Origin of the sequence: Pseudoalteromonas sp. SWN29 (genome assembly GCF_015864465.1) — a bacterium.
GTDB lineage: Bacteria > Pseudomonadota > Gammaproteobacteria > Enterobacterales > Alteromonadaceae > Pseudoalteromonas.
In genome coordinates this window covers 1-12,568 of the sequence record NZ_JADYXE010000005.1, presented here as the reverse complement: position 1 = coordinate 12,568, position 12,568 = coordinate 1, and the positions used below count along the sequence as shown (strand labels likewise).

The 12,568-nt window shown below is 36.7% G+C and carries 8 protein-coding genes and 1 pseudogene; 7 read left to right on the top strand and 2 right to left on the bottom strand.

Annotation, left to right across the window (positions count from 1 at the left end; genetic code table 11):
* Positions 1 to 92 precede the first annotated feature (92 nt).
* Positions 93 to 968, top strand: a complete 876-nt coding sequence (locus I6F53_RS02750) for a DNA replication terminus site-binding protein (protein WP_197238389.1) — start codon at positions 93 to 95, stop codon at positions 966 to 968.
* Positions 969 to 1,037: 69 nt separating this feature from the next.
* Here I6F53_RS02750 and I6F53_RS02745 read toward each other — a convergent pair whose 3' ends face one another.
* A complete protein-coding gene (locus tag I6F53_RS02745; RefSeq protein WP_024591590.1) occupies positions 1,038 to 2,252 on the bottom strand; it encodes a hypothetical protein in 1,215 nt (404 codons plus the stop codon).
* A gap of 773 nt (positions 2,253 to 3,025) precedes the next feature.
* Between I6F53_RS02745 and I6F53_RS02740 the strand changes: the two genes are divergently transcribed.
* The 5 genes from I6F53_RS02740 (at position 3,026) to I6F53_RS02720 (ending at position 11,580) form a co-directional block, all read left to right on the top strand.
* Positions 3,026 to 4,264 (top strand): AAA family ATPase, encoded by a 1,239-nt coding sequence (locus I6F53_RS02740; RefSeq protein WP_197238387.1) that lies wholly within the window; start codon positions 3,026 to 3,028, stop codon positions 4,262 to 4,264.
* A gap of 15 nt (positions 4,265 to 4,279) precedes the next feature.
* Positions 4,280 to 5,242, top strand: coding sequence for a transcriptional regulator (locus tag I6F53_RS02735; protein ID WP_197238386.1), 963 nt, complete (start codon positions 4,280 to 4,282; stop codon positions 5,240 to 5,242).
* A 406-nt stretch (positions 5,243 to 5,648) separates the two neighbouring features.
* Complete coding sequence (locus tag I6F53_RS02730) at positions 5,649 to 8,795, top strand: DEAD/DEAH box helicase (protein WP_197238385.1); 3,147 nt, start codon at positions 5,649 to 5,651, stop codon at positions 8,793 to 8,795.
* A gap of 1,065 nt (positions 8,796 to 9,860) precedes the next feature.
* Complete coding sequence (rmuC, locus tag I6F53_RS02725) at positions 9,861 to 11,327, top strand: DNA recombination protein RmuC (protein WP_197238383.1); 1,467 nt, start codon at positions 9,861 to 9,863, stop codon at positions 11,325 to 11,327.
* Positions 11,328 to 11,388: 61 nt separating this feature from the next.
* Positions 11,389 to 11,580, top strand: a complete 192-nt coding sequence (locus tag I6F53_RS02720) for a DUF3185 family protein (RefSeq protein WP_197238382.1) — start codon at positions 11,389 to 11,391, stop codon at positions 11,578 to 11,580.
* 201 nt (positions 11,581 to 11,781) lie between these two features.
* On the opposite strand, the pseudogene I6F53_RS02715 reads toward I6F53_RS02720, so the two are convergent.
* Positions 11,782 to 12,162, bottom strand: a pseudogene (locus tag I6F53_RS02715) (IS4 family transposase); the annotation flags it as partial.
* A gap of 82 nt (positions 12,163 to 12,244) precedes the next feature.
* Here I6F53_RS02715 and tnpA point away from each other — a divergent pair.
* The gene (gene tnpA, locus I6F53_RS02710) at positions 12,245 to 12,544 is read left to right on the top strand and encodes an IS66 family insertion sequence element accessory protein TnpA (RefSeq protein WP_197238381.1); all 300 of its coding nucleotides are present in this window, start codon (positions 12,245 to 12,247) and stop codon (positions 12,542 to 12,544) included.
* The last annotated feature ends 24 nt before the right edge of the window (positions 12,545 to 12,568 follow it).

The window sequence follows — 12,568 nt, the reverse complement described above, 5'->3', positions numbered from 1 at the left end:
CACTTAGCTCTGAGTGAACTGTAATAAATAGTAATCAAATAGCTAAGAAATATGCGATAATCATTTTAAGTAAGATGTGTTCTTGGTGGGTTATGGTAAGTAAAGTTCAAATTAGAAGTCAGTTTGATTTAATGAATGAATTAACGGTGAGGTTAGTTGAAGAGCTTAAAGAATGTGACTATTCAAAAGCTGAATACTATCAACTTCCTGATATTAGTAGTCTTGATGAGAATATTGTTCCTGAGTCAATTATCACCGAAAAAATATCTGGAGACTTAGCACATAGAGCTATTCTTAATTCATTTACCGATATTTATAAAAAAGAAGGCTTAAGTAGCCGCGTATTAAAGCGCCACCCCGGTTTGTTGGTTATAAAAAATGCCAATAAGGAAGCATTAAACAATCGAATTGCTCAAGTAAATAAAGCGAAAGCAGATTTTAAAGCATGCATAGTTGCAATAGATAATAACGATGCTCGTTTTGAAGCGGTTCATAATGCGATGCCTAATTTAATTACACTTGCTGCGTATCGCAAAATTCATTGTGAAAGCGACTCTCCATTTTCGGTTAGATTTACTTGGATGCACAAGCACGCAACAAAAACGCTGACAAAAAAAATGGCTCTCGAGATGCTAGATAAATCGGCCGGTTATCGAAACCCAAGAATGATTGATCAACAAAAATGGCAATCACTTGTAGCTCAAGAACAATTAAGGGTTGCTAGCTTAGGTGAAAAGGAAAAACTAAGAATTCGTCGCCCTACTCGCGTAAGCCCACAAGTTAATGTGAGATATACTGCACAAAACCGCTATCATGTTAGTGCTGCATTGCCCTTTATTTTGATTAATCCAGAACCAGACGTAAAACTAGGCATATTACCTGATTATCAAAAACCCGAAGCTCACCCGCGTAAACGCGAGTACGATTTTTTAGTTGATAGGCTATATTTAGAGCAGGTAGACAGGTAGTGATTATGTTAAAAAGGCCACAATATGTGGCCTTTTTGGTAATGTGTTTAAGTATTTAAATAATGTTTATTACTTTTCTACTATCTCTTCAATTTTATCTTCATCAATCAGCACTGCATTTTCAACAATTCGTTTACCGCCCTGAATTTCAATGCGTTTATTGTGTTTGTTGAGTGTGAGTATTTCATCACAAAACTGATCAGATGGATGCATTTCGTAAGTGTAATCAATAATATTGCCTGTTTTATCATCTTTTACGTTAGTAATGCTGTATTCTGATATTGCGCCTTTTTCAATCAAGTCTTTCATAGTAGTGGTCATATCACGACGCAGGGCTTTTAATTTATTTTCGGTAATATCATCCGTTGAATAAATAGAACCATATTTTTCCATGATAGACAGTAATCTAAAATGATACGTTTTACCTGGCGCTGCATAACGCCAAAGGTGATACAAACGAAGCATCATCCAACGCGATAATCCACGTTTTAATTCTTGAGCACTATTAAAGTAATAACCTTTGTATTCAAGGTTATCAATCATGTTATGAACAAATGCATTTAAACAGGCGACACATTTTACATTGCCCCCCTGACCCTTCTTGCCGCTAAAATGAAGTGACGATAAAAAGTTCATATTTGACTCGTAAAACGAATCATCTATATCAGAATTTTTAGTATCTGTTGCAGAATATTTAAACGAAAGTTTAGAACCTTGCAATGCTTCAAGAGACTCTTTAATTGCAGGGTATGGCATAGATTGCCCTACCGCTTTGAGTTCTTGCGCTAATTCGTTCATAGAAAAAACAACCGCGTATTGAATACCGGACTTAAAATTAATTTTAACTATTTTGCCTTTGGAGGCTAAACGAATAAGTGCGCGTTCTACTTTTTCTTCTCTGTCTGATGGCCAAACAAGGTATTCGACGTCTTCGCCATCTTTACGCGTACTTACAACAGCGGGAGTTATTTTTATTTCGCCATCGTATAAAATACCATCTACTTTTTCAGATATTTTACGCGTGATAATTGTTTTTTTAGGTGCTTCTTCAAGTGGTAATTTTTTATAGCCAGAACGTACAAAACGTCCCCACAAATCATAATGATTAAACGTGTTTGAATATGCACGTAATCCATGAGCTGCATTTTCAATAGAAATTCGCACGTCTTTGTTGTCTGTAAATAGTGCTAAACTTTCGTTATCAATTGCACTTTCCACCCCGTGGATTTGGCCCCTAAGTGTATCGGGCAAGTTATCTACCGAGATGTTGACCTTTCGGCTCATTGTTCTTATTTCCATTTTTATTGCGACAGCTCATAACAACACATTAAGCAGCAAAAGTTAAATGTTTAAGTTAGTATAAAAGTGATCTGACTTTAAATAAAAGGCTTAGATCACTATTATACCAAGTGGAGTCCATAACTTCTTATTTCAGATCATAATTATACTAACTGAGCTATTACAAATCTCTTTTTTACTAACTCAGCTGTTCTTTTGTCCATTACAATCGCTTTTTTTTAAAATTTAGCACGACAAATTCGTGTAAAAATAAATCCCCCTGTGGATAAAGCCTTATCGAGTTAGCATAGATCTGATCTGTACCAAGTACAGATCAGATCTATACTAATTAAACGTCGCTTTTGATGATGACACTAGTGCATAACTTTATAATTTACTTAGTAAAAAACTGATCTCCGAGGCTCTTTTTGTTCATAACTTAATGCGCAACCTGTGCATAACTCTATTTTAAAAATAGGCCTTAGTAAAAAGCTGATCTGCAGGTAGATAAAGATCTGATCTTAACCAAGTATAAAGCTGATCTGCTTTTTTAAACATTGTTTATATAAATCATAATGTTATATACCAATTTAAAGCCCTTAACCTTTACTACCTTATATATTTAACCACCTTTAAACTTCTTTATTTATACTAAGCAATATTAACGGTGTAAAAGTATTTTTGAATGTCTTCTTTTTAAAATGCATGTCGTCTTAAATAGTTGTTTACAGCAAATTGAATGGACATTATACTAAGTCCCTAACTTTGAGGAAGAAAGTATGTCTATCAATAAGAACGCGTTAAGTACCTACCGGCTTTTAAAAGCAACTGCCGAAGTAGCTGAAAAATCATTAGAAGGTCGTATTCAGCACTATCGTGCTCATCTTAAATCAGAAGAAAAAGAATTAAGAACCTATACGCAAAAAGCAGCTGCCGACTTACTAGGTTGTAATAATCGTACGTTAAAAAGACGTCATGACAATGGCGACTTTGATGATTTAAACATTAAACGCGGTGCTAATGGTCATTATGCTTACACGTTAGTAAACATTTTTGCCATGGCCGATATTATGGATATTAAACCAGATCATCGTACGGGTGATGACAAACTACAAGTTATTGTTATTAATTCTCTCAAAGGCGGCTGTGGTAAAACAACCAGTATGGTTAATATTGCAGCAGCGCTCGCAACAACAAATATTAAGCGCTATCGCATTGGTATTATAGATTTAGATCCTCAAGGTTCTTCTTCAAGCTTTTTTCCTTCAAGTGAACACGATCCAATTACTGTTGGTGATTTAATGCGTGATTGTATAGATTTAGATGAGGGCGAAACATGGCCTGAATTTGTATCTAATTCATTTTTACCAACGCATATCCCAAATATCCGAGTTTTGCCTTCAGGTATGGATGATTTTTACTTTGAGCACGAAACAGCAACATTGCTTAAAGATACCTCAAATTATGAGCAAACTCGTCATTATCATAAATTACTAGAAAAAGTCATTGATCCTGTTAAAGATGAATTTGATATTATTTTAATTGATACAGCACCTACTCTTAACTTTATGTTTTATAATGCATTAATGGCATCTACTGCTATGTTAATCCCTGTTCACCCAGAAGCTGTAGATTTTGATGCTAACAATAAATACTTAAAACGATTAGGTGAGATTTACCATACTGTAGCGGCATTAGGCCACGAAGGTTGGGACTTTATGCAGTTTTTAGTTACCAACTATGTGAAAGGTAATCACTCACAACGCGATATCGTTAAAGATGTTCGTAGTGCATTTGGCCGCCAAGTTATGAGCTACCCAATTAATCACAGCTCGGCAATAACAGCAAGCTCATCATCTTTTAATACTATTTTTGATCAAAAAGCGTCAGACAGCTTAGCAAGTCGTGAATCGTTAATGCGCGCCCAAGAAAATATTAAAGATGTCGTCGATGAGCTAGAAATGCTTATTCGTTCAAATTGGCAGTCAACTCAGTCAACACTCAATTCCCCTAAGTAAGGATGTTAAACAAAAATGGCTAAAAAACGTAAAAATGACACCCGCTTAGATCCTTTTGCAACCGCTGTAGGTAGCAGTAGCCTTGACGCATTATTAGAACAAGCCAATGCTGGCGATGTAATTAGAATGCCGGCACCGAGCGATCCTGAGCGCCAGATAACGCTTGTTTGTAAAGTGATCTCACACGCTGATATTGAATCCACTACAGGTGTATATGGTAAAAATCGCCGTGTACAGTCACTGCTAAACGAAAAATCAGTATCGGATATTCTTCCTGCTATTCGTGATGACGGCCGTAATCAGCATCCTGCTCTACTTTGGGATCAAGGTGAAACGAGCTTAGTTTTAGCGGGCTCTCGCCGTCGTATGGCGTGTATTTTAGGTAACGCAGATTATTTAGTGCTTAGTTCAAGCGACTTTACTGAGCAAGATGCTAAAATTTTAGCGGTATCTTCAGATCAGTACATTGCCCCGAGCTTATGGGAGCTAGGACAAGCTTACCAACAAACAAAAAACGAGTTGATTGAACAAGGTAAAAAAGGATCTTACAGAGAAATAGCCGCCATTGAAGGTGTATCGCACACTGCAATTGCAGATGCCATCAAGGCGTACGAGCAAATACCTGCCGATGTTATTGCGCTTTACCCTACTGCGAACCACGTAGGTCGTGAAGTAGCTAAAAAGCTTGTGAGCGCAAAGGAGCGCGACCACGAGGCGTTTAATCAACTCGTTTTAGACCTAGCTAGCGATGAAGAGCTAAATGCGATTACAAGCGACGACAAGCGTGCAATGGCAATCACCAAATGCTTAACAGCTGAGCCACAAGCAGCCGTTAAACGTGAAGCTGTACTCGAAAATAAATTTATATCGGTACAACGTAATTTAAAAAGCGGCGATGTGTCTATTAAAATTGATAATAAAGTGATGACAGACAAACGCTTAGAGCAATTAACTAAGTTATTAAGTGCTTTTAATTAGTTAGTTAAATAATGATCTGTCAGGCTTGTTTACTTAGTTAAATAGTGATCTGACAGATTGTTTTGTTAGTAAAAATCTGATCTTTACTAGCGCAATTCCTCTTCAAACAAGCATATTACCTCTTCAAGATCACTTTTTTACTAACTAATCCCCTCTTCTTGGCAGCATTTTCTCGATTTATTATTATTGTTAGTAAAATCGTGATCTGTAATACCTCGATTACTCTTTGCATGTGTATGTAGGGTCTAATATTTTGCGAAATTTTATACAGATTTTTACCTATAAACCGATTTTTTACTAAGCTATCAGCTCCAACCAGTTTATAACTTGTTAATAGTGCTTTAGCTCAGAGCACATAAGGCATATACTGGCAGAATTATTTTTAAAATTTAATGCTTAGAGTGACATGTCTGCTAACTTATCAAAAAATGATTTAATGGCTATTTTTGAAGAAATTAAAAATGAGCAGGCTACCCAGTTTCCTCTGTCTGAACGCTTTATTAAAAAACTTTTCCGTGAAAATGTCCTAGATAAAGGAAAAGAATATTATAAAAAAGGCCAGATCACTTGGTTAGAGCATACGCCTAACTTTTCTGTTGTAGATTCTACTGTTCAAGTGGATAACGGATCATCGTTTAACCAACGTATTGAGATCAGTAAAGTACCCACTGGTTATTCTGTTGATACGCACTGTACATGTAATGCAAAAACCAAATGTCGACACTTAGCCGCTATTTTATTTAAACTTAAAATTGAACATTCTGGTGAGTACGGCGAAGATTACTTTATTAATGATTGGTTTAGTGAATTAAGCGCACTTAAAAGTGGTGAGCAAACTACACCCTCGCAAGTGTTATTGTTTGTATTAGATATTGAAAATAACAAAGTATTTTTAACGCCTAAAATAGCGAATGTTGAGACTAAAAAGAATTATACATTAGGTCGAAACCTAACTGAGCAGCAGTTAAATAGTTTTGTAACGCCAAGTGATTTACTCGAAAGTGACTTTAGATTATTTAGTTGGATACGCTCACAAAATGCAGTGGGAAGTATTGAGCTAAAAGGTCAATGGGGCTTTAGTGCCCTACAACAACTAATCGCTACAGAGCGCTTGTTTTTCCAGCGTTCTCGAGTGCCAATTAAAGCACAATCGGGCCAAGCATTAAGTTTTAGTTGGGAGCAAGATAAAGATCTTTCCCAATTAATTATTAAGCTTGAGCAAACCCAAAACTGGGCTTTATTAAAAACAACACCACCTACTTACCTCGATTTAGATCACTTAAAAGCGGGTCGTCTTCGCACACCATTAAGTGCAGAAGAAATAGCTCATTTACAAACTATGCCTGCTTTGCACGATGCTAATTTTGATCGTATTTACAAACAACTTGCCGATAATTTTGGCGCAGGTGTAATACCTCATCCTACTAACTTGCAGCCAACGTTACCTAAAATCTCTAGTAATGCTGTTTTAAAAGTAACGATGGGCGATCAAGGTTTATCACTTTCGTTATTATTTAAGTATAAAAATAAAAACTATTTAGCGGGTTCTGCACCTGCAAGCACTATTAATAGTGCTTTTGAAAATACGGTAACGAATGAGCTAATAAATCTAGGTTTTGAATTTTGTAAAGGGGGTTTACAAAGTGAACTTGTATTTACAAAGCAATCTCCTATCCATTTGCATTGGCTTATATACGAAGTATTTCCTGGTTTTAAACAACGTGGTTGGCAAGTAAGTGTAAGTAAAGTAACGAGTCCTAATCCGCAGTGTGAAGTGAGTTTACATGTACACCGCGCTGCAGGGCATCAAATGCACTGTAAAGTACTGCTATGCGATGCAAAAGCAGCGCTTTTATTTACTAATGCAGAACCGCTATATCAGTCGTTAAACCGACAAAGTGAGTTATTTTACTACTACCCGCTTGGCCGTGAATTTGGAGTTATTAATAAGTCTGCAATTAACTTATTAGATGAATTTAAAGAGCGTTTTGAGTTTGTAAAAACACGGGATGAATTTAATATTCCGCTTTCGTACTTGCCAGAGCTTGTAAAGCACACAGCCATAAATGTAGAGTTACATGACGACTCGCTTGAACGATACTTACAAGAGCTAAACAATACCGATACAGCAATGCCAAAGGTTTCATTACATGGCTTGAATGACTCGGTAACGCTTCGTGAATACCAACAGCAAGGTGTTGACTGGCTTAGTTTTTTAAAGCGTCATCAATTAGGTGGTATTTTAGCTGATGACATGGGGCTGGGGAAAACACTGCAAGTTATTGCGTTTTTAGCGAGTACGTTTAATCGTCCGCAAGCAGGTCCTACACTAATTGTATGTCCAACTAGCTTGGTGAGTAACTGGGAAAACGAAATTACTAAGTTTGCTAAAAGTTTAAAAGTGACCACTATTTTTGGATCAAACCGTAACGAACCTTTACAACACTTAGCACAAGCCCAATGCATACTTACTACATACCCATTGTTAAAACGTGATATTGCTTATTACTCGCCATTGTATTTTGAAAATATAATTCTCGATGAAGCCCAATACATTAAAAACGATACCGCACAGGTTTCGCGATTAGTGAAACGCTTAAATTCCGACTTTAAACTTTGTTTAAGTGGTACTCCAATCGAGAATAATTTGCTTGAGCTTAAATCGTTACTCGACTTTGCCATGCCATCTTTACTTGGTTCTCAAGCGCACTTTAAGCAGCATTTTCAAACGCCTATTGAGCGTGAAGCTGATATGGAAAGAGCTGAGCAGCTAAAAGCGTTAATTATGCCTTTTATAATGCGCCGAACTAAAGCACAAGTAGCGCAAGAGCTTCCTGAAAAAACAGAGCTAACTAAAGAATTTGAGTTTGAACCTAAGCAAAAAGAAATGTATCAAGGCATTACACGTTCATTAGAAGAAAAGCTAATCGACTTATTTGCTGAGCAAGGTGCACAAAAAAGTAAACTTGCATTTTTAGAGGCACTTTTAAAGTTAAGGCAAATTTGTTGCCACCCTAAATTAATAGATCCAGACACTCAGGCAGGCTCTGCTAAGCTCGAATGGTTAACAACACACTTACCACTCATGTTAAGTCTTGGTCGTAAAATCATTATATTTAGTCAGTTTACATCGGCGCTCGACTTAATAGCCCAACGCCTTGAAGAAATAAATATTAACTTTAGTATGCTTACAGGCCAAACGCGCCACCGAGATAAAGTAATCGACGAGTTTACCAGTGGTAAAACATCGGTGTTTTTAATTAGCTTAAAAGCCGGTGGTACAGGCCTTAATTTAACACAAGCCGATACCGTTATTCACTTTGATCCATGGTGGAACCCTGCCGTAGAAAAGCAAGCGACAGATAGGGCTTACCGTATTGGCCAAACTAACCCAGTATTTGTTTATAAGCTCGTAATGAATAATTCAATAGAGCAAAAAGTATTTAAAATGCAGCAAGATAAGCAAGCGCTTGTAGATGCATTATTTACCGATAAATCAATGAGCTTTACTAAATTTGATGAGCAACAAATGTTGTCGCTCATTAAAAATTAAATTGCTCTAAAAAGTTTTGATCTTTTTATGAACTTAATTTAAAAGCGGACGTCTACTATTATGCTTGTTGGTTAATTGCAGTTAGCACAAGCATCATGTTGATTCCCCATTTAGTTACTAATTTTAGTAATGATTAAGCCAGCCCATTTTGAGTTGGCTTTTTTTATGCCTAAAATTTAGCGTTCGGCACTTATTTTAAAAGTTTTTACTTTTCTATGAACTTAATTTTAAAAATGGCGTCTACTATTATGCTTGTTGATTAATTGCAGTTAATACAAGTTTTCATGTTGATTCCCCCCATTTAGTTACTAATTTTAGTAATGATTGAGCCAGCCCATTTTGTGTTGGCTTTTTTTATGCCCAAAATTTAGCGTTTAATTTTTATTTTAAAAGTTTTTATTTTTTTATGAACTTAATTTAAAAAGTGGCGTCTACTATTACGCTTGTTGATTAATTGCAGTTAATACAAGTTTTCATGTTGATTCCCCCCCATTTAGTTACTAATTTTAGTAATGATTGAGCCAGCCCATTTTGTGTTGGCTTTTTTTATGCCCAAAATTTAGCGTTTAATTTTTATTTTAAAAGTTTTGATCTTTTTATGAACTTAATTCAAAGAGCGGCGTCTACTATTATGCTTGTTGATTAATTGCAGTTAATACAGGTTTTATGTTGATTTCCCCTATTTGATTACTAATTTTAGTAATGATTAAGCCAGTTCAGTTTGAACTGGCTTTTTTTATGCCCAAAATTTGTTTAAATCAGCCCGAATAAAAATAAATGATCTTTCGTAAGTTAATTTGAATTAATTATTTCGTTTCCCGGTCTACTGTAGTGCCTGTTGTTATATAGCTTCACCCAATAATCTTTTTTATTTTGGTGATAATATATTTAAGTTGCAGCTTGCGCGGGCACATGTTGATTTTCCCTTTGATTACTTAATTTAGTAATATTTGACCAGCTTATTTTGAGCTGGTTTTTTTATGTCTGTAATTTCTTTGCTCCCCTACTTCTGTTGCTTGTTATTGGTTATGATGTCATGTCTCTAAATTTTATAAGTTTATTTTTATGCTCACTCAAGTACTCACTAATATTGATTGGCTAAGCGCAGGTGCTGGTGTTGCGTTAGGCGCCCTATTTTATGGTGTTGTATCAACGCAGCTTCGTAAAAAGCTACATCTACAAATAAGCGAACAACAACATCAGCTATCACTGTTACAAAATCAATTTGATAATAAAGAGCTGCAATACAGCGCCTTGCAAGAAGATCACGAACTGCTAGAGCACACTCACCAAGAGCAGCGCGACGAAGCGCAGCATTTTAAAACGCGTTTTAGCGAACAAGAAAAACAAAGTATTCAATACAATCATTTTTGGCGTAAAGCCGAAGGCGAGCTGGCAGCGCTTCGCGAGCAATATAATCAACGCGATGTTGAATATAATAATATGCGCACTACGCTTGAGCAAAAACAGCAAAACTTTACCGAACAACTCGCGCAAATTGAGCAAAGTAAAAATACACTCAAAAAAGAGTTTGAAAACCTAGCCAATAAAATACTAGAAGAAAAATCACAAAGCTTTAAAACCTTAAATCAAGAAAGCATTGAGCAATTATTAAAACCAGTTCAGGGCGAGCTAAAAGGCTTCAGAGAAAAAATGGAGTCAATACACGTTGAAGATATAAAACAACGTACTGCGCTCAAAACCGAATTACTGCATTTACAGGCTAAAAGCCAAGCTATAACAGATCAAGCAGATAAGCTCAGTAACGCGCTACAAGGGCAAAAGAAAACCCAAGGTAATTGGGGCGAACTTATGCTCGAAAACGTGTTAGATAGCGCAGGCTTACGTGCAGGTGTTGATTATAAGCGTGAAGTGTCGTTTAACACTGAAGATGGTCGTTTGCGCCCTGATGTAGTTGTTTACTTACCACAAGGTCGCCACTTAGTTATTGATGCTAAAACATCATTAAATGCTTATACCCGTTACGTTAACGCCGAAAATGAGCTAGATGCTAATCAAGCAATTAAAGAGCATGTGAACGCTGTTACAGCGCGTATTAATGAGCTCGCGAGTAAATCGTACGACCGTTTACCAGGGCTTAATTCGCCTGAAGTTGTGGTTATGTTTGTACCAATAGAATCAGCCTTTGTTGAAGCACTTAAATACCAAAGTGATATTTACCAACAAGCAATCGAAAAAAATATACTGGTAGCTACACCCACTACCCTGCTGACTAGTTTAAATATTGTTAAACAGCTTTGGCGTTTTGAGGAGCAAACTAAATATTCAAAAGAGTTGGCAAATCGGGCTGAGCGTTTTTATAACAAGCTCAATGGCTTTTTATTGAGTATGGAAGGCGTTGGTAAGCAGCTTGATAAAGCCAAGGAAAGCTACGATAAAGCATTTTCGCAATTATACCGTGGTAAAGGTAATTTAATTAAACAAGCATCAGAATTTAAAGAGCTTGGTGTATCGGTACAAAAAGAGTTACCTAATGAAAGTGTTGAACGCGCGCAGCTAGAGCTTGATTAAATTTGTTAAGTGTTTGCATTTAAGTATGCTAAATAATGTACGTTAGAAATCAGAGGTGTTTATGAATAATAAGATTATAGGTATTGTTTTAATCGTTATAGGTATCGCTTTAATTATGTGGGGATACGACGTATATGATGCAGCAGCTTCGCAGCTAAGCCGAGCATTTAGTGGTGATACACCGGTAGAGGCATGGGTTGGTTTTATTGGCGGCGCCATCTGTGTGTTAATTGGTATTAAAAAGCTTAAGTAACATAAATAAAATACAGCTTACTAGGGCGTGTTGATCTTTGTGGATTGAAATTTGTTCAATCTAGGGGCGATTAAATCGCGGCGCGAGGTTTGTAACCTAGTGGGCTAAGTAAAAACCGAGCAAAGCTTCCGCGTCCTGCTCACGCGCCTTACCTACATCCATGTCATAGGTAGGTACTTAAGAAAAATTTTAAGTGCAGCCTTAAAAATTTGGCTCTACCCCATATTGAAATACGCCTGTTTTTCGATCGCGTTTCGGGTGTGCCCTAGCTGCATTTCTCCTCAGAAAGTCAAATGCTCCATTAACTGCATTTAACAATCCTTTCCTATGCTTCCTAATAATCGCTGTTAATATGTTAATCCACCAAACCCCCGTTGTTTTTGCTACTGTCATCGTAGACATTTCAGTTTTGAATATCTTTTCTATACAGCCAGTTAAGAATCTTTTAAGCGTGGTTACTATTAAACTTACATAAATTAGCGCTTCTTGTAAGGTTGCGCTTGATGTTTGAAAGCCGCGTAAATTATTATAAGACTTACATTCCTTAAAAAGTAATTCAACCTGCCAGCGTAACCTATATAATTGTAAGCGTCTAGCAAAGTGCACCTGCCAGTAACTCGTCAAACCGATTAAGCTATTTCTGAATTTCAATTAGGAGATAGTCATGAGAAAAACACGTAGTCTTGAACAGTGGCGCAACATTATCGAAGAACAACAAGCCAGCGATTTAACGATCACTGACTATTGCAATCAAAATGCTTTATCAAAAACAACTTTTTATGCCGCACGAAGCAAGCTTAATGCTTCATCCGGTAGTTTTGTGCGTGCAAAAGTCACTAAACCCATAGCCCCCGCTGAACAGCAACAGCCGATCATGCTTGCTATCTGCAGCGTGAAAATTAGCTTACCACCTACAACACCTGCAACTTATTTGAGCCAATTACTTCGTGAGTTTGCCTTATGAAAATGTTTGTTGAACCCGCGCGTA

Bases quoted from the DNA above. Each gene is read 5' to 3' on its own strand.
- I6F53_RS02730 (WP_197238385.1), top strand. From the start codon at position 5,649: ATGTCTGCTAACTTATCAAAAAATGATTTAATGGCTATTTTTGAAGAA.
- I6F53_RS02735 (WP_197238386.1), top strand. From the start codon at position 4,280: ATGGCTAAAAAACGTAAAAATGACACCCGCTTAGATCCTTTTGCAACC.
- I6F53_RS02750 (WP_197238389.1), top strand. From the start codon at position 93: ATGGTAAGTAAAGTTCAAATTAGAAGTCAGTTTGATTTAATGAATGAA.
- I6F53_RS02720 (WP_197238382.1), top strand. From the start codon at position 11,389: ATGAATAATAAGATTATAGGTATTGTTTTAATCGTTATAGGTATCGCT.
- rmuC (WP_197238383.1), top strand. From the start codon at position 9,861: ATGCTCACTCAAGTACTCACTAATATTGATTGGCTAAGCGCAGGTGCT.
- I6F53_RS02740 (WP_197238387.1), top strand. From the start codon at position 3,026: ATGTCTATCAATAAGAACGCGTTAAGTACCTACCGGCTTTTAAAAGCA.
- I6F53_RS02745 (WP_024591590.1), bottom strand. From the start codon at position 2,252: ATGAGCCGAAAGGTCAACATCTCGGTAGATAACTTGCCCGATACACTT.
- tnpA (WP_197238381.1), top strand. From the start codon at position 12,245: ATGAGAAAAACACGTAGTCTTGAACAGTGGCGCAACATTATCGAAGAA.